The organism is Tunturiibacter gelidiferens (assembly GCF_014201335.1).
Taxonomy (GTDB): domain Bacteria; phylum Acidobacteriota; class Terriglobia; order Terriglobales; family Acidobacteriaceae; genus Edaphobacter; species Edaphobacter lichenicola_E.
Genome location: NZ_JACHEB010000004.1, coordinates 199,169 through 217,537, shown reverse-complemented (window position 1 = coordinate 217,537; position 18,369 = coordinate 199,169). Strand labels below are relative to the sequence as shown.

At 57.5% G+C, this 18,369-nt stretch carries 13 protein-coding genes and 1 tRNA gene; 10 read left to right on the top strand and 4 right to left on the bottom strand.

Going from position 1 to position 18,369, the window contains the following annotated elements; translation table 11 throughout:
- The first annotated feature begins 21 nt into the window (after window positions 1-21).
- Complete coding sequence (locus tag HDF14_RS09745) at window positions 22-1,011, top strand: GNAT family N-acetyltransferase (RefSeq protein ID WP_183975939.1); 990 nt, start codon at window positions 22-24, stop codon at window positions 1,009-1,011.
- A gap of 37 nt (window positions 1,012-1,048) precedes the next feature.
- Here the strand turns inward: HDF14_RS09745 and HDF14_RS09740 are convergent, their stop codons facing one another.
- Window positions 1,049-1,318, bottom strand: coding sequence for a DUF2277 domain-containing protein (locus tag HDF14_RS09740; protein WP_183975937.1), 270 nt, complete (start codon window positions 1,316-1,318; stop codon window positions 1,049-1,051).
- Window positions 1,319-1,354: 36 nt separating this feature from the next.
- Entirely contained in the window at window positions 1,355-2,881 is a 1,527-nt protein-coding gene (guaB, locus tag HDF14_RS09735; protein ID WP_183975935.1) for an IMP dehydrogenase, read from the bottom strand.
- Between the two features lie 347 nt (window positions 2,882-3,228).
- Here guaB and rimP point away from each other — a divergent pair, with 347 nt between their 5' ends.
- The 4 genes from rimP (at window position 3,229) to HDF14_RS09715 (ending at window position 10,354) form a co-directional block, all read left to right on the top strand.
- Complete coding sequence (gene rimP / locus HDF14_RS09730) at window positions 3,229-3,810, top strand: ribosome maturation factor RimP (RefSeq protein WP_183975934.1); 582 nt, start codon at window positions 3,229-3,231, stop codon at window positions 3,808-3,810.
- A 92-nt stretch (window positions 3,811-3,902) separates the two neighbouring features.
- Window positions 3,903-5,498, top strand: a complete 1,596-nt coding sequence (gene nusA / locus HDF14_RS09725) for a transcription termination factor NusA (protein ID WP_183975931.1) — start codon at window positions 3,903-3,905, stop codon at window positions 5,496-5,498.
- Between the two features lie 136 nt (window positions 5,499-5,634).
- Window positions 5,635-8,829, top strand: coding sequence for a translation initiation factor IF-2 (gene infB, locus HDF14_RS09720; RefSeq protein WP_183975929.1), 3,195 nt, complete (start codon window positions 5,635-5,637; stop codon window positions 8,827-8,829).
- A 352-nt stretch (window positions 8,830-9,181) separates the two neighbouring features.
- Window positions 9,182-10,354 carry a M24 family metallopeptidase gene (locus tag HDF14_RS09715; RefSeq protein ID WP_183975927.1) on the top strand — a complete coding sequence of 391 codons (1,173 nt, stop codon included), beginning with the start codon at window positions 9,182-9,184 and terminating at the stop codon, window positions 10,352-10,354.
- 47 nt (window positions 10,355-10,401) lie between these two features.
- On the opposite strand, the gene HDF14_RS09710 is transcribed toward HDF14_RS09715, so the two are convergent.
- Entirely contained in the window at window positions 10,402-12,036 is a 1,635-nt protein-coding gene (locus HDF14_RS09710) for a tetratricopeptide repeat protein (protein ID WP_260698154.1), read from the bottom strand.
- A gap of 189 nt (window positions 12,037-12,225) precedes the next feature.
- Between HDF14_RS09710 and HDF14_RS09705 the strand changes: the two genes are divergently transcribed.
- The 5 genes from HDF14_RS09705 to HDF14_RS09685 all read left to right on the top strand — a co-directional run bounded on the left by HDF14_RS09705 (window position 12,226) and on the right by HDF14_RS09685 (window position 15,058).
- Entirely contained in the window at window positions 12,226-12,639 is a 414-nt protein-coding gene (locus HDF14_RS09705) for a DUF6677 family protein (RefSeq protein ID WP_183975925.1), read from the top strand.
- Window positions 12,636-12,812, top strand: a complete 177-nt coding sequence (locus HDF14_RS09700) for a hypothetical protein (RefSeq protein WP_183975923.1) — start codon at window positions 12,636-12,638, stop codon at window positions 12,810-12,812. Before HDF14_RS09705 ends, HDF14_RS09700 begins: the two co-directional genes overlap by 4 nt.
- Window positions 12,813-12,916: 104 nt before the next feature.
- Window positions 12,917-13,000 (top strand) — tRNA-Leu (locus HDF14_RS09695).
- 42 nt (window positions 13,001-13,042) lie between these two features.
- Window positions 13,043-13,360 carry a DUF3467 domain-containing protein gene (locus HDF14_RS09690; RefSeq protein WP_183975921.1) on the top strand — a complete coding sequence of 106 codons (318 nt, stop codon included), beginning with the start codon at window positions 13,043-13,045 and terminating at the stop codon, window positions 13,358-13,360.
- Between the two features lie 3 nt (window positions 13,361-13,363).
- Window positions 13,364-15,058 carry an ArnT family glycosyltransferase gene (locus HDF14_RS09685; RefSeq protein WP_313899535.1) on the top strand — a complete coding sequence of 565 codons (1,695 nt, stop codon included), beginning with the start codon at window positions 13,364-13,366 and terminating at the stop codon, window positions 15,056-15,058.
- 109 nt (window positions 15,059-15,167) lie between these two features.
- Here the strand turns inward: HDF14_RS09685 and HDF14_RS09680 are convergent, their stop codons facing one another.
- Entirely contained in the window at window positions 15,168-18,338 is a 3,171-nt protein-coding gene (locus tag HDF14_RS09680; RefSeq protein ID WP_183975919.1) for an NACHT domain-containing protein, read from the bottom strand.
- Window positions 18,339-18,369 lie beyond the last annotated feature (31 nt).

Sequence of the window (18,369 nt, the reverse complement as noted above, 5' to 3'; positions counted from 1 at the left end):
CCTATAAGCTCGACGAAAGGTATGGCCGTCGCAACCCAACTCGAGATACTGGACCTTCGCCACTTCTCGGCGCGCCAGCTTCGTCCTCTGCTCGAAACCGAGTCACGCGTATGGGAGCAGCGCCTTCGCTGGAACTATCAAAGCTCCACCGAACTCCTCCTGCAATATCTCGACTCTCGCATCCTGCCCGGCTTTGTTGCGCTTGACCGCGGCCGCATCTGTGGTTTCACCTTCTGCGTCTACGAAGGCCAGAAAGCTGTCGTCGGTGATGCCTTCGCCGTCGGAAACGATACCGCGCAGATGCTTCAAACAACACAGACGCTGCTCCACCAGCTACTGCAGCTCCTGCAACACTCCCCCGGAATCCAGCGCATCGAGTCGCAGCTACTCCTCTACGACGCTGGTTCAATCAACGACGCCTTTCTCGCCGCAGGTTTCTCCATGTATCCCCGCCTCTTCATGGAATACGACCTCGATAAGACTTCAAATTCGCCACAGACGCGAAACGAACTCAATCTCCCACCAAACATCGATCTGCTGCGCTGGTCTGCAGATCACTATCAGGCCGCAGCCGAACTAATCCACGAGTGCTATCTAGGCCACATCGACGCCCGCATCAACGATCAATACTGCTCTCTGCACGGCTCACTTCGCTTCCTGCATAACATCGTCCGATTCCCCGGCTGCGGCGTCTTCGAGCCAGATGCCTCATGGGTCCTCCGCGATCGCAGCAACGGTGCCCTGGTCGGAATGTTGTTATGTTCCCGCGTAGCCAGCGATGTCGCCCACATCACCCAACTATGCATCGCACCAGGCTGGCGCGGACACGGGCTTGGCCGAGCCGTGCTCGATTACTGCTCCAACCATCTCGCCCGCGCCGGCTTTGCCGCCATCACGTTGACAGTCACCGAGGCCAATCAGCAGGCGGTCAAGCTATACCAGACTCGTGGATTCTTCATCCGTCATCGCTTCGACGCCATGGTCTTTGACCGGACCAACCCGACACCTTAAGTCTGGCGCACAAGCGTCATGGACAAGCACACAGGGATCAAACAGCAAATCTCTCAGCAGAGCGAGCCTTCTTCTTGGCTGCCTCTTCCTCTCGATCCTTCGGTGGCGCATTGGTCTCAAGTGATGCCAGAAGGCGCGCCGAAATCAGCGATATCTCATGCACAGCAGCATGAAAAGGAATTTCATTCGCTTTCGACGGTTTAGTAAAGCCGCTGATCTTTCTCGCAAACTGGAGCGACGCGTCGCGGATCTCATCTTCCGTAACAGGCGGATCGAAGTTGAACAGGTTTTTGATATTCCTGCACATAAGCTCACCTCAAAATAGGCACCCACCAGTCGAATCCTACTCGACATGATAGTTCGGCGCCTCACGCGTGATGATCACATCATGAACATGGCTCTCTCGCAAACCGGCATTTGAAATCCGGATGAATCGAGCATTGGCCTGCAGTTCCGCGATCGACCCGCATCCCAGATAACCCATCCCCGAACGCAACCCGCCGACCAGTTGATACACCATCCCCTCAAGCGGTCCACGATGCGGCACCCGCCCCTCAATTCCCTCCGGCACAAACTTCGCCAGCCGATTCGAGCCGCCGTTCTCCCGAGACGTCAGCGACTGACGCTCCGTACTCGCAGCATCCTCCATATCGCCTTTGCCCTGGAAGTAACGCTCGCCAGACCCCTGCGCCATCGCCGACAGCGAACCCATCCCGCGATACGCCTTGAACGAGCGCCCTTGATAAAGAATCGTCTCCCCCGGACTCTCGTCCACGCCGGCAAACAACGATCCCATCATCACCACGCTCGCGCCCGCAGCAATCGCCTTGGTCACGTCACCCGAGTACTTAATCCCACCATCCGCAATAATTGGAATCCCCCGCTCCTGCCCCGCACGGAAAGCCTCCGAGATAGCCGTAATCTGCGGCATCCCGGCGCCCGTCACCATACGCGTAGTGCAGATCGAACCCGGCCCAATCCCAACCTTCACCGCATCGGCTCCCGCATCCATCAGCGCGATAGCACCGTCGTACGTGGCGATATTTCCCGCCAACAAATCAATCTGCGGAAACGCCTTCTTCACCGCAGCAACCGCCTCCAGTACCCGCGAAGAGTGTCCATGCGCCGAATCAATCGCGAGCGCATCCACCCTCGCCGCCACCAACGCCGCGGCCCGCTCCAGAAAATCCCCCGTAGCTCCAATCGCGCCCGCCACCCGCAGCCGCCCCTGGCTATCCTTCGACGCATTCGGATACTTCAACTTCTTCTGAATATCCTTGACCGTAATCAGGCCCTTCAACTCATAGTCGTCATTGACCACCAGCAGCTTTTCGACGCGATGCTGATGCAGAATCTGCTCGGCCTGCTCCAGCGTCGTGCCCACCGGCACCGTAATCAGGTTCGCTTTCGTCATCACAGAATCAATCGTCAGATCGGTCCGCGATACAAACCGCAGGTCGCGATTCGTCAAAATTCCCACCAGCTTCTTGTTCTTCGTTACTGGCACGCCGGAGATCTTGTACCGCCGCATCACCTCAAGCGCATCTGCAATCGTCTGATCGGGCACCACGGTCACCGGGTCCACAATCATCCCGCTCTCCGACCGCTTCACCTTGTCGATCTCGCCCGCCTGCTGCTCGATCGTCAAATTCCGGTGCACTACACCCAAACCACCCTGCTGTGCCATCGCAATCGCCAGCCGAGCCTCGGTCACGGTATCCATCGCCGCCGACATCAGCGGCGTACTCAGCGTGATATTGCGTGTCAGCTGCGTCTGCGTGCTCACCTGGGTCGGAACAACGTCGCTATAAGCAGGCACAAGGAGAACATCATCAAACGTAAGGGCTTCAGGAATCGGGGAGATAATCATAGTTTTTGGGTTCCAGGCGACCAGCCGGGCTTACAAGGAAGCCTGAATTTCGCGGGATTTCATTGATTGTAGAGTCGCATTCGACCCATAGCAAATTAGATGGCCTGATTTCACCAAAGTTTCGCGGCTACTCGACTCTCCCCCCTATGCCACCAGCCAACAAGGCCATTGAATTACCGGAAAGGTAGATGTATCATCGGAGGTGCAGACGATTTTGTTCCGTCGTAAGAATGAGAGCCGTGACCTCACCGGTGATTTGACGGAAGAGATGAGTGGGCTAAAGCCCACTTTTTATTTGCTCTAAAGACGTCTGTGCATACGGGACCATTGCACCGGAAATAAGGCTTATGGCAGTCCAGCTAGACCAAATTCGAGCAACCGCGGAGCGCGTCGCCGCCTCACACAACCTGGAACTCGTTGATGTGGAGTTTCAGGGCGGCGTCAAATTTCGCACCTTGCGCGTCTTTGTAGAAAAAAATGCGGTAGAACGGGCGAAACTTGCCGAACTCGCCGCCAGTGAAGCTGAATCGAATCTCCCGAAAGGTGTTCCGGTAGAACAACTCTCCGGTGTCACCCACGAGGATTGCGCTGTATTTGCACAGGATTTTGGCACGGTACTTGACGTAGAGGATCTCATCCCAGGGGCCGAGTACACCCTGGAGGTCTCCTCGCCAGGACTCGAACGGAAGCTGTTTTGCCCCGAGGACTTTACCCGGTTTCAAGGCAGCCTGGTCAAACTCCAGACCTTCACACCGGTGAACAAGAATAGGCAGTGGCAAGGCCGTCTGACCAAATTTTCAGACGGAGTACTTACGATCGACCTTTCTGCCGTCAAGCAGAAGGGCAAGGCAAAGAAAGCTGTGACCGAATCGACCGTCGACATCGCATTAGCAAACGTCGAAAAGGCAAATTTGGTCGCGGAGATTTAGAACTGTTTGCACAAACAGTAGCTCCAAATTGTCACACCAACAAACAAGAAACAAACCCCGGAACTCGGGGGAAGAGCAAGGAAGAGTGAGCGATGGCAAGTGTTCTGTATCAATCGATTGAGACGTTAAGCCGCGATAAGGGAATCGAACCAGCCGTAGTGGTAGGCGCCGTCGAAGACGCCATCGCGCTCGCAACACGCAAGTACTACAAGACCCAGGAAAACATGCGCGCCGAGATGGACCGCGAAACCGGCGAGATCCGCGCCTACGTCTTCAAGACCGTAGTCGAGACTCCCGAACAGGTCGAAGACGACGTAAACCAGATGACCCTAGAACAAGCGCGCGAACTCGCCCCCGAGGTCGAAGTCGGCGGCGAACTGCGCTTCTACAAAGACACTACCCCCCTCGGCCGCATCGCCGCCCAGATGGCCAAGCAGGTCATCTTCCAAAAGGTTCGCGAAGCTGAGCGCGACACCGTCTTCAACGAGTACAACCACCGCGCCGGCGAGGTCCTCAACGCCACCGTGAAGCGCCTCGAGCCCATGGACGTCATCTTCGACCTCGGCAAAGCCGAAGCCCGCATGCCCAAACGCGAACAGTCCCGCCTCGAGCAATTCGCCGTAGGCGAACGCGTCCGCGTCGTCCTCCTCCGCGTCGATCGCGCCGCCAAGGGCCCACAGGTTATCGTCTCCCGCGCCGCCCCGGGTCTGGTTCAGAACCTCTTCCAATCCGAGGTCCCCGAGATCTACGACGGCACCGTCAGCATCAAGGCCATCGCCCGCGAAGCCGGCGAACGCACCAAGATCGCCGTGATGAGCCGCGACAAAGATGTCGACCCGGTCGGCGCCTGCGTCGGCATGAAGGGCATGCGCGTCCAGTCCATCATCCGCGAGCTGCGCGGCGAGAAGATCGACATCATCGAGTACTCGGAGGAGATCACCACCTTCGCCGAGAAGGCCCTGCAGCCCGCAAAAGTCAGCCGCGTCTCCATCACCGACCTCGCCGATAAACAAATCGAGGTCATCGTCGACGACACCCAGCTTTCGCTCGCCATCGGCAAGAAGGGCCAGAACGTCCGTCTCGCTGCCAAACTCCTCCAGTGGAAGATCGACATCAAGAGCGAAGAGGAGAAGCGTCAGGAGGTCGAGAGCCAGATGCAGGCTATGAGCGGCGGCCCGACCACCCCGATCGAGCAGGTCTCCGATCTTGGCGAAGCCATCCTCGAGAAGCTCATCGCGGCCGGCATCACCACCGTCGAAGCCCTCGCCGACATGACCCCCGAGCAGCTCGAAGAGGTCCCCGGGATCGGCGAAAAGACCGTCGAAAAGATCTCCGTCGCCGTTCGCCACTACTTTGGCCAGTACGAAGAAGGCGAAGAGCGTCCAGCCCCCGCTATCTCCGCTGTATTTGAAACCGAAGCTGCAGAAGCAGAGGAGACATCAATGGAAAAGACACCTGAGGCGCTTCTCGCAGAAGAAGCCGGCGTTGGCACTGCACACGAAGTCAACAACCTCTCCGCGGAAGACATCGCCGACGCCGAAGAGGCAGAATCGGCCAGCGACGCCTTCAGCGACAACGACGCACGCGAAGAACAAATCGAGTTGGATAACGACACCGTAGACAGCCTGGTTGACGAAGCCCAGGAGCACTCCGATGAAGGTATCGACGATGGAAACGATCGTGGTTAGTCAGCACAACCACGCGCCACAGCATTCTCTGGATCGTGAAGTCTCGAAATCCAGTGAGAGCACTTACAATAAAGACTCCTGCAACGATGAGGCTGCTATGAAGAGCTAACCGCGCAGGGCAAGCGAAAAGGGACGGATGAGCAAAGTTCGAATTAACGATCTGGCACGTGAACTGGAAGTAAAGAGCAGGCCTATTCTGGACGCCCTCGAAGCAATCGGCGTGTCTGGAAAGACCCATTCCAGCTCCATTGAAGCCGATCAGGCCGAAAAGGTCCGGGAATACTTCAAAAACGGCGGAAGAAGCGGTGCAAGCCGGCAGCAACAGGCCGACAACAAGCCCAAGTTCGACCTCTCCAAGGTCTCTAAGCCCGGCGACGCACTCAAGGCCATCCTCGAGCGGAAACAAGCCGAGGCAACCGCGAAAGCCGCGCCACCACCGCGCCCCACTGCCGTCGTTGCCGCTCCACCGGTAACCGTCGCCCCAGCCGCGACCACGCCGCCACGTGTTGTTGCAGCGCCAGCGCCGCCTTCTACGCCGCCGGTCTCCTCAGCAGCGCAGCCTCAGGCAGCACCGCCCCGTCGCATCGTCGTTCCTCTACCTCGCCAGGGCGCAAACATCGTCGCGCCTGCACCCGCCATCGCGAGCAGGCCACCCGCTGGTCCTGTCATCGCGCGCCCACCAGTGGCTTCTTCGTCTGCGGTTCCACCGGCCGACAGGTCGGTCGTAGCTGCCGCCGCTCCAGTAATTGTCGCTCCGCCGGTTGCGAAACCCGTACCTCCGCCCCCCTCGGCCTCCGAAGTCACACCGGCACCGAAACCTCCAGTCCTGGCAACTCCGGTAGTAGAAGCCGCGCCCCACGCACCGGCCGCAGAAACCCCAGCGCCCGCCGCGGCAGCTGAAACTGAGACCGAAACCGCACCTGCAGCACCGGCGACACCTCCCGCACCCCCAGCACGTCGTGTCATCATGCCGCAGACCGGCCCGCGTCCCATCTACACCGCACCTCCTGTCGCTCCCGGCACCCCACAGCGCGGCCGTCCCATCTTTGAACGTCCCCGTCCTCAGTCGCCCGGCGCTCCCGGCTCCCGTCCGATGTCCTCGACGGCTCCCGGCGCACGCCGTCCGATGCATCCCACCCGCACTTTCCCCGGCGGTCCAGGAGGCCCCGGCGGTGCACCAGGCCGTCCCGGCTTCACTCCCGGAGCACGTCCAGGCTTCCCTGCTCGTCCCGGATTCGGTGCCCGTCCCGGAGGCGCACCAGGCGGTGCCCCTCCCGGCGTAATGCCTGGCCCTGGCGAAAAGCCAGGAATGCGTCCCGCAGCACGCCCCGCATCACGCCGCGGTGGACAGCGCTACGAAAAGACCAAGGAAGGCCCGATGAAGGGCTTCCAGCCGCCACCACGTTTCGGCGGCGCTCAGATCTCTCGCGAGCCGGTGCCGATCACCCGCACCATCACGGTCACCGAAGGCATCAGCGTTAAAGATCTCGCCGAGAAGCTAGATGTTCGTGGCAAGGATCTCATCGCGACCCTCCTGATGAAGGGCGTCTTCGTCACCGTCAACCAGTCTCTCGAAGGCGAATTGGTCAAAGACGTCGCCCGCCAGTTCGGCGCCGACGCAACCATCATCTCCGTCGAAGAGCAGCTCGAAAACGAAGCCATCGAAGGCTTCCTCGAAGACACCACCGGCATGGTCGAAGTCGTCCGCTCGCCTGTGGTCACCGTCATGGGCCACGTCGACCACGGTAAGACCTCGCTCCTCGACGCCATCCGCTCCACCGACGTCGCAGGCGGCGAAGCCGGAGGCATCACCCAGCACATCGGCGCCTACAAGGTCAAAATCACCAAGCCCGACTCTCCCGCCTTCGGTCGCGAGATCGTCTTCCTCGACACCCCTGGTCACGAAGCCTTCACCCGCATGCGTGCCCGTGGAGCCAAGGTCACCGACATCGTCGTCATCGTCGTCGCAGCAGACGACGGCGTTATGCCCCAGACCCTCGAGGCCATCGACCACGCCCGCGCTGCCAACGTGCCGATCATCGTCGCAGTCAACAAGATCGACAAGCCCGAGGCCAACCCCTCCAAGGTCATCCAGCAGCTCACCGCGCGCGGCCTTCAACCCTCCAACATGGGCGGCGACACCGAGTTCGTCGAAGTCTCTGCGAAGAAGCACATCAACCTCGACAAGCTCGAGGAGATGATCTGCCTCGTAGCCGACGTCAACGAACAGAAAGCCCAGCCTGACCGTCCCGCCGTCGGAACCGTCATCGAAGCCAAGCTCGATCGTGGTCGCGGCGCCGTCGCCAGCATCCTCGTACAGAACGGAACCCTCCGCACCGGAGACAGCTACATCGTCGGCAACACTTTCGGCAAGATTCGCGCGATGTTCGATGACCGTGGTCGCCCCATCACCGAAGCCGGTCCCTCAACACCAGTCGAAATCCTCGGCCTCGAAGGCATGCCCGATGCAGGAGACACATTCCTCGTCATGGCAGACCGCGACAAGGCCAAGGGCATCGCCCAGTATCGCAAGATGAAGGAGCGCGAAGCTCAACTCGCCAAGAGCTCCCGCGTCTCGCTCGAAGGCCTCGCCGAGCAGATCAAGCAGGCCGGCATGAAGGACCTCAACCTCATCCTCAAGGGCGACGTGCAAGGTTCGGTCGAGGTCCTCGCAGACTCGCTCCAGCGCATGTCCACCGAGAAGGTTCGCGTTCGCGTCCTCCACTCCGGTGTCGGCGCTATCACCGAGTCGGATGTCCTGCTCGCCTCTGCTTCGAACGCCGTCGTCATCGGCTTCAACGTCCGGCCTGATCGCAAGGCCGGTGAAGTTGCCGAGCGCGAAAACGTCGAGATTCGTCTGCACTCCATCATCTACGAGCTGCAGGATGAGATCACCAAGGCGATGTACGGCCTCCTCGAACCAGTCTTCAAGGAGAACTACGCCGGCCGCGCCGAAGTGCTCAACGTCTTCAAGATCACCAAGGTCGGCCAGATCGCCGGCTGCCGTGTCACCGACGGGCTCATCAAACGCGATCAGCAGGTACGTCTGCTCCGCGAAGGCGCTGAAGTATGGAAGGGCAAGATTGCCTCCCTCAAGCGCTTCAAAGACGATGTCTCCGAGGTCCGTCAAGGCGTCGAGTGCGGTATCGATCTCGCAGGACACAAGGACATTCGTGTCGGCGACGTTATCGAGTCCTTCACCACCGAAACCCTCGCTGCTGAACTTGGCCAGAACTCTGCCGCAGCCCGGAAAGCAGAGAAGGCCGAGAAGGAACGCGAAGCCGCGGCGACCGCAGCAGCAGCCACCGCTGAAAACTCAGTCAACGCATAACTCATCGCTTCAAACAACGAAGAGGCCGGGAGCAATCCCGGCCTCTTCTGCTTTTGAGGTCGAGAAAAACCTGTTTGCTTACGAACTATTTTTTCCTGTGGTGGTGAATTGACGTTTTTACAGGGGGGTTTTACGTAATTGGGGTGTTTTAACGTGGTGTTTTTTGGTGTAAGTGTGGTGGATTGCGTGGTAAACGTGGTGTTGTGACACCGCATTTTTGCGAGACATAAAATGCGCCACGGATTTGAACTTTATTTTTGGCCGCTCTAATTTTTGCGTGGATTTTGTCCCTGCGTGTCTCTGGGCAAGCGGCGCTCCACTGCCGCGGGCTCGACGGATTAGGATTGAGGGCATGAACCTTACGGCAATTCAGTCTGCCCTGCGCGACGCCGACCTCAACGGCTGGCTCTTCTACGACCACCACCACCGCGACCCCCTCGCCTACAGCATCCTCGGTCTCGACCCGAACGCGCACGTCACCCGCCGCTGGTTCTACTTCATCCCCGCTCAGGGCGAACCAAAGAAACTCGTCCACCGCATTGAAGCTGGCCGTCTCGACACACTGCCCGGCACCAAGTCCGTCTACTCTTCCTGGCAGGAGCTTGAATCGCAACTCGAAACGCTCCTCACCGGCCAGACGAAGATTGCCATGCAGTACTCCCCACGCAACGCCATCATGTACGTTTCGATGGTGGACGCGGGCACCATCGAACTCCTTCGCAGTCTCGGAAAAGAGATCGTCACCTCCGCAGATCTGGTCAGCCACTTCGAAGCTGTTCTTACCGATGACCAGCTCGCCACACACTACATCGCTCAGCGACACATCGACGAGATCCTCGCCGCCGGCTGGAGTGAGATAGGCACGCGCGCCCGCTCTGGCGGCACCGACGAACACGCCATGGTTGAATACCTACAGGAGGCCATGGATCGCGCGGGTCTCATCTGGGAGCACGGCCCCAACGTCAGCGCCGGTCCCAACTCCGCCGACTCGCACTACGAACCCACCGCCGCCAACTCCCGTCCCATACGCAAAGGCGACTTCGTCCTCATCGACATCTGGGCCAAACTCAAAGACAACCCCGCTGCCGTCTGGTATGACATCACCTGGACCGGCGTAGTAGACCGCGAGCCTACCGAGCGCGAGCACCTCATCTTCAACACGGTCCGCGACGCGCGTGACGCCTCCATCAAAGTCGTTCAACAGGCCTTCACCGCCAACCAGCCCATCGCCGGCTGGCAAGCCGACGACGCCTCACGCAACGTCATCCGCACAGCTGGCTTTGGCGAGTGGTTCACGCACCGCACCGGCCACAACATCGGCACCGTCCTCCACGGCAACGGAGCACACCTGGACAATCTTGAAACCCACGACGAACGTCTCCTCCTGCCCAACACCTGCTTCTCCGTCGAGCCTGGCCTCTACTTCCCCGGCGAGTTCGGCATCCGCAGCGAGGTCGACATGATCGCCCGCAGAGGCAAAGCCGAAGTAACAGGCCGCATCCAAACCGAACTCGTTCGAGTTTGAATGCGGCTGCTTCACACATTCGTTGGGACAATTGGCAGTCGGGTGCATTACATCGCGCCAGATGATGCTTTCAGCAGAAAGTTTCTGGCATAGATGACTTCCGAGCGCTCTGAATGCTCGCCACGATCGGTTGTCTTCATCAGCTGCTGGAAATAGGTCCTGGCTTCCTCCGGCTTCCCTGCTTCCTCAGCCGCGCGGCCAGCGTTGTAGAGCGCGTTGAACCGATTGGGGCTAAGCTTCAAGGCCGTGCGGTACTGTACGAGAGCTTCAGCGGGACGGTTGTCTGTAAGCAGCATGTCCGCGTACATCTCCCGTGCGGGGATGTCGACTTCGGCCTGACCGACGCGGTCCTGGCTGTCGGCTGCGGCGCTAATCAGACGAAGAGCTTCCTCGTCATTTTTGTGCGCGAAGCTCTGCCACGCTTTGATGGTGCCCTCGGCAGCCTCTCTTTCCGCCGCAATCGGGCTGTTATCGCTCGCCATTTGATCGTAGAGAGCCTGGGCGCCGGCGGCGGCTTTATCTGCAGCGGCGGCATCTCGCAGACGTCCCGCGGCGATGGCCTGCTCCCAGAAGCGATAGTATCTGGCGGCAAGGATAGATCCCGCAGGCTCCTGAATGGCGAGAACAGACTTCCATTCGTGGAGTTCCATGTAATAGATCCCGGGCATCTCCACCTGGAAGTAAGTGATGAAGAGAGCCATGCCGTCATCCTGAATGCCCGGCAGTGAACGAAGATGTACGACCAGGGGTTCCAGGCGATCCAAAACCTGCCGGGCATCGGCATCTTTGCCCTGCTGGAGATAGGCGTAAAGAAGAAACTCGTCGGCGTGCAGTTGATGCCCCACCCCACCCAGGTTGTGCTCTTCGGCATACTCCGATGCGCGCACGGAGGCCAGATTGGAGTCGACATCCTCCTGCCACATTCCGCGCCGGGCGAAGAGATGTCCGGGCATGTGCAGAGCATGGGCGGAGTCTGGCGCGATAGCGGCATATTTTTCAGCAGCCGGTAGGCCCTCCTCAGCGTATTGCGGGCTATCGGCCGCGTGAATGATGTAGTGTGCGAATCCGGGATGATCGGGATGCGCCTTGAAGCCTGGTTCGAGCACGTCGAGCGCCTTGCGTGGTTCGTTACTGGCAACGAGAGCAAGGCCGTAGAAGGCAGTCGCCTCGACGTCGTCGGGATAGGCGGCGTGCAGGGCACCGATTGCGTCGGCATAGGCGCGCGTGGCCTTGTCATTCTGCGCAGGATCGGAGTGGAGATAGTCGCTGAGAGCAGCAATATAGCGGCGCTCCCGGTCGGTCCTGGCGTGAAGGGCCGTCGCCTTGTCGATCTCCGCGATACCGGCGAGCCGTCGGTTTTCCGGCATCCCATCCCATAGAGGACGCCACTCGGTCATCGCGATTCCCCAGTGAGCCATAGCGCATTGGGGATCGGCCGTAGTTACAGCCTGGAACTGCTTTTTAGCCTCTTCAAACCAGAAGGAGTGAAGCAACGCGACACCGCGTTCGAAGGGAGCTTGCACGGATGCCTGACAGGAGACCGGCATATGAACGGTGCCCAGCTTCGCGTTGATGGCGTTGGGGTCGCCGCCTTCGGCATCGTGACGATGATGTTGCGCAACAAGCGTTGACGCTGAGAGAACAAGAATGAGGAGCGAGGATATTTTTGAGATTGCTTTCATACTGACTTCTATTTTCCCATTTCATTTTTTGAAAGTTGCGAATGGCTCAGGAGCCGGTTTGGGTGCGGAGACGAAGCCATACCTCTATAACAACGAAGCTTCCGATATATTCCTGACTGATTCTGGCGACGTTGCTCTCAGCCGTTCAAGATCTCAAGGCAGAGGAAACTGATATCATGACAAGTGACAATGACGACCAACGTACAGGCGCAGACGCGAGTTACTGGCAAATCTTCTTCAATGCCGACGATGATCTTGATCGCGGGCTGGCTGATCCCCGGCGCAGGGCACCTGATGCAACGCAAATGGATCCGTGGCGGCCTTCTGATGGTCTCGATCGTTGCCATGTTCACCATCGGCCTTGCGCTTAAAGGCAAAATCTACTCGCCCAATACCGGCGATCTGCTCGACATCCTTAACTTCGCCGGCGACCTCGGCAACGGCTTGCTCTACATCCTTGCCCGCATGTTCGATCTCGGCCAGGTCACGGTACAGGTTGCCACCGCCGACTACGGAACAAAGTTCATGGTCGTCGCCGGCCTGCTCAATATCATCTCCGCCGTAGACGCGCACTCTCTGGCTACCGGGAGGAAGCGCTCGTGACCATCTCTCACTTCGGAGCAGTTCTGCTCTTCTCCCTCTTCACCTCGATCGTCTTCGGCATCACCCAGCGCTCCGAACCACGCACGATGATCCGCTTCGGAGCCTTCTGCTTCGTCCTCTTCGTTGGCGGCACCGTCGCGGCCAGCTGGATCATGTGGCTCATCAAGCACTGACCGTTTTTCATCACTCAGAACGTTGCAAACAACACCCCTTTGCCATAGGCTGGTGGTGGCACTTTAGTTCTTCGCACACCATCACGGTGTCGCCCTCGAAGAATGCGGGAGTGGCGAAATGGCAGACGCACTTGGTTTAGGTCCAAGCGGAGAAATCCGTGGGGGTTCGAGTCCCTTCTCCCGCACCAGATTCCAGTAATTGACAGCAATCCAAACCCGAAAGAGATTCGATGAGCCAGCAGAACCCCAATCAGCCGCAAGACAAGCAGCCCCAGCTCAAGCTCAGCAACGTCGAAAACTATCGCGACGGCTACGCCAACAGTGTTCAGGTCCGCATGAGTGTCTGGGACTTCTTCCTCGTCTTCGGCACCATGACCCAGGACGTCCCCGACGAGTTGAACGTGAAGAACTTTCAGGGCATCTACCTCAGCCCTCAGCAGGCAAAGGCTCTCTGGAACGTGCTCGGCCACAATCTGGCGCAGTATGAGCAGACGTTCGGCTCGATCACGCTCGAGCAGCTCCCCCAGACCGAAGGCCCCATCAACTAAAGCGTGCAACCCCATCGCAGCATCGACGAAGACCGCCAGCCGTTCGAGAATATTCCTCTCTGGATGCTCTATCCGCTCTTCTTCGTTGCGGTCTATCTCTCTCACTTCCGCCTCCTTCGCCTGCCCTACTTCTGGGACGAAGGAGGCTATTACATTCCTGCCGCGTGGGACTTCTTCCGCACGGGCACACTCATCCCGCAGAGCACGGTAACCAATGCACACCCTCCGCTGCCTTCGATCCTTCTCGCGGGCTGGTGGCATCTCTCGGGATACGTCGTCAGCGGGACCCGTACCCTGGTCTGCATGGTCGCAGCGGCCGCTCTGCTGGGCGTCTACAAAATTGCAAGAGATCTCACCAACTCAGCCGTAGCCGCAGTCACGGTCGTACTCACTGCCCTCTACCCAATCTGGTTTGCGCAAAGCACCCTCGCCCACGCCGACATCTTCGCCGCAGCGTTCACGCTCTGGGGGCTTGGTTTTTACTTCGACCGCGCAGATGCCGCAGACCCACGCTCGAAGCCCACGCTAAATCCACTCTTCGCAGCGCTCATGTTTTCTCTCGCCGCACTCTCGAAAGAGACAGCGATCGTCACTCCCGTAGCTCTTGCGCTCTGGGAAGCAATTCTCTTCACAAAAAGTCGAAGCGAACCTCTATCCCGCAAACTCCACTCCAGCTGGATCGTCGCTCTTCTCGCACCCATCGTGCCGCTCGTCGGGTGGTATGCGTATCACTATCACCGAACCGGCTTCGTATTCGGCAATCCTGAGTTCCTTCGCTACAACGCAACCGCAAACCTCGACGCCTATCGCATCCTCCTTTGCCTCTGGCATCGCCTGCTACATCTCTTCGCGCACATGAACATGTTTGCTCCTGTGGTGTGTATGGTGGCTGCAGCCTTCATCCCGGTCGCTGACTTGAATAAGCGCCCCCCTATTCCTCGGCAAGCACTCTATGCGATCGGCGTCATCCTTCTCGCGAACTGGATCGCGTTCTCCATCCTCGGCGGCGCACTTCTGACGCGTTATCTGCTGCCGATGTATCCGCTCATCCTCCTGGTCTGCGTCAACACCTGGCGTCGCCGCATCCCTCAGCGCTGGCTCGTCATCGCCATGCTCAGCGCCGCAGCTTTCCTCTCTGCCATCTGGATCAACCCGCCCTACGCCTTTGCGCCTGAGGACAATCTCACCTACCGCGACTTCGTTGTCCTGCATCAGCAGGCAGTTCGTTTCATCGACCTTCACTACCCCGAAGCCATAGTCCTCACCGCCTGGCCCGCAGTCTCCGAGCTGAACCGCCCCGAACTCGGCTACACCAACCGCCCCATCAAAACCACTCCGATCCTGAACTTCTCGCTCGAGCAGATCCAGAGAGCCGCAGCCGACCCAGGAAGCTACGACGTCGCCCTCATCTTCTCCACGAAATGGGCGCCTTTGGCAAAGCAGATCAACCTCGGCCGCCAGAACGAGTCCGCAGACACGAAATACTTCGACTTCCATCGCGACCTCTCGCCCTCTGAAGTCGCAACGCTGCTTCATGGCGAAGTCATCTGGGAAGCACACCGAAAAGGCGAGTGGGCCGCTGTTCTCCACTTCCCTCGTATCGTCGAAGCCACACTCCTACTGCCGCAAAGGCCCGGGGATAGCTATATGGAGGGGAAAATTCACCCCCTGCAATTAAAAACTGCCTTGGGTAGATGATTTTTTTTGTGATTTAAGGGCGACTCTTCCATCGATTTGTGGCAAGCATCCCCTTGAAGTATGAGGGTGGACTCTGTGTTGTAAAGTTTCGTCCAGCGAGCCAATGGAGTTACGTCTTCGCCCGGCGCAATTCCATCAGTCGCTGCTCCAGGGTAACTAACTCATCAAGAACTTTTTTTCCCCAAAACGACAAGCCGAATCGTCTAGTTCGTTTCCGGCGCGCAACATAGTTGGACCTCCACTCATCAACCTCTACGCAACCCGTAGCAGCCACCTCTTCATTGGTCCGGGAAAGATCACGCTCAAGGGCGAGAGCCAAGTTCCGCACAATATCGAGTGATCTGTCAGTATTCGGCAATAGCGCGTTGCCGCTTACAAAGCGAATTAAGCGGGCTCGAAAAGAATTAAGGCTATACAACTCCAGCGTCCTTAGAAAGTCCGCTGGCGCTAGTTCCTGAGGGACACTTTCAAACCTTCGAAGCCGGTTCCAATCTCTGCACCATCTAAAGGCGGCCCACCCAATACCTCCGCCATAAAACAGAACGCCAGCCACAAATATAGGATCTATCGGCACTGTATATGCTTGGTGGCCCCTCCCAAAACTAGCGAACAACCACACGGCGAGTGACTCAATCGCCAAAAAGCCATAAAAAAAAGCGTACCTAGCAATATGCTGGCTCACAGCACGAAGTGAGGCGGCAGGTCTTGAAACTAACTGAAGGAGAGGATAGAAGGTTAACCACGGCCACCACCTGAGCGCGGTAAAACGATCAACCAGCACTGCTACGGTAGCCATTGGAGCCCATAGAGAAATAATGATCGCCACCCCGAGCGCATAGTAACCGAGATTGTTGTCGGATGGGAAATCGAAAAAAACTGCAGGCATGCTGATTATGTAAGATCTCAACAGGAGCGGAGTTCCGACTGCAAATGTATAACAGATTGTTAGTCTCTGACTCTCGTTTGAAGTAATCGTAGGTATTATCCACCTTCGCCACCCGGCCCTTTTCCGCGGAATAGTAACGGTGTTTCCCACGAACCGTCCGATTAGCAGCCAGCCGAGGCGCAGTGATAAATGTGAAAGAAGCGCGGCTGTAGCCAACCCTAGTCGCACGGGGACCCTTAAGCTGAGATCCGCCATGGCAGCCATAGCTAATATCGCATACCCTATTGAGTCGATGAGACAGATCCTTGAGAGCAAAGTGGCTGCGTTCAAAAGTCGCCCATCATCGGGAACGCGACTTAGAAATGCGAAGATCATTCGGCGGTCTCGGACCATCTGTCCGAGTCCTGCTCGACGCAGAAGAGTAATGCGAATCCACAGAGAAACGTCATTAGGAATTGAGCGTAGGCTACGCAACTGCCGAAAGGCGATGTCGTCCAAAACCCTGCTTCCGAAAGAAATGGCAGCGCGTAGAAGAGGAATTAGCTCTTCATCGGGAAGAGTGCCCGCAACTTCCAGCGCTACGCGGCGGTCTTCCAGACGCCCACGCCAGAATCCCGAACGAACGATTGAAGAAACTTTAGTCCGGATTTCTGATGGGAGCCGACCTGAGTCATCAGCAAATCCATCCTGGAGAATAGATAGGAGATGCAAGGAGGCAGGAGGCCACTCAAAAAAGGCAGGGATGATGGCCTCTTCTTCGTTTGTACCTTCCTTAGTGAGCTTCTCCAGCTGTCCATTCTTTTGGATGGCGACGAGAAAATCATCGAGAAACATCTGAGACAGTGAGAGCAAAGGAAGAACGCGGTCTTCATTCTCGGAACCGAGAAGTACGCTCGCGGTCTCCCGCCAACGGGCATCAAGTAAAAGCTGATTATTACTCACCGATTCATGCACTCGAACTACATAACAAGTGGCGAAATACTCCTGAAATCGACGGTGCGAAAATGTGAATCGGTTCCCTTTGTCAACGACATCCCCTTCCCCGCGAGAGATCCGTAACGTTTCTAACAGATCGAGCATGTTCCCAGCCGACTGCCACGTTGGGTAGGAAATTCCTATCCTGGCCAAGAGAGCTTCACGAGTGGGATTTAGGCTCAGGCTGGAATCCTCAACGATGAAAAAAGCTGCAGTTTCGGCAAATTTTCCTAGAGAGAGAGAATCTATCCCAACCTGACGTAGAACGTCTTTCTTTTCGTCGAATTTGGATCGCACAAAACTCGCAAACAACTCATGAGGACTGCTAGGAACGTTTGAACCTTGCCTAACGAATTCAATCAGAAGGCCAAGATACATTGGGTTTTCACAAATGTACCGGAGGCTGGGTCCAGGAGCAGCTATGCCTTTGTACAGTCGTTCTGCTGCTGACTCTGTGAGTGCTGCACGTTGGATCAGGTCGTTTCGCTGCTTATCTGAGAGGGGGAGAATACGGAATTTGGGAAGAGAGCTATTCTTTGGGCGTCTGAAATGCCGTGTAGCAAGAAGCGTCCGGCAGCTATTAAAGTCTGTGGCAAAGTCGACGATTGCTTGAGAATATTGATCGATTGTATCGCTAAGATCGTCCGCGCTGAGCACCTCAGGTATCTCGTCGAAAGAGTCCAGCAAAAAGAGCCACCACCCGTTCTGAAGACCTTCGTCGAAGTACTTTTCGAGAAAGCTAGCGAGGTCTGAATTTGCAGATCGTTTTGTCTGATCAATTATGAATTGACGAATGAGCCCAGCATCAATCTGTTGATCGGAGTTTCGGTCCAACATTTTCAAGTTAAAGTAGACAGCAACAGGCGAGTCGCGCTTCCAGGATTTAGCCGTACGAGAACAAACCCGATTCGCTACCTCACGCAGCAACACGCTCTTACCCGATCCTGGATCGCCCTCGACTAGTGCAATACGGTCATTCGAGTTCCCTAAGCTATGAGCAATCGCCTTGACTCTTCTCGGTCCAAATGCAAACGAGGACCGGGCTCGCATCCAGACACTAGCTCCGGGAATATTTCCGGAGTAGTATTCCGCTTCCAATTCGGTGAAGCGCCTGGGATCCCATAATTCCTGTTCATTCACCTTCCTGCTGCTTGACAGTATGTGGTCAACAAAGCGGGTTCGGGCGGCGATCCGCTCGCGTTCCGCGGGCGTAGCCTTAATCTGGTCGAGCGCCTTAAACAGCGCTGCGATTGGCTCGCTTAGGTTTTTCCAGATGAAGCCAATTATGGCAACGAGTATGAGCACAATCAAAGTCGGCTGGAGGCCGACTAGATACCAGTGCGGAGGCGTGCCTCCAAACAGCGTTTTGAAAAATGAAGGGTTTGAAAGTAACTCCCAGAGCTGTTTAATCAGATCCATGTGATTGATCCTGTTGGGGTCTAGCGAATTG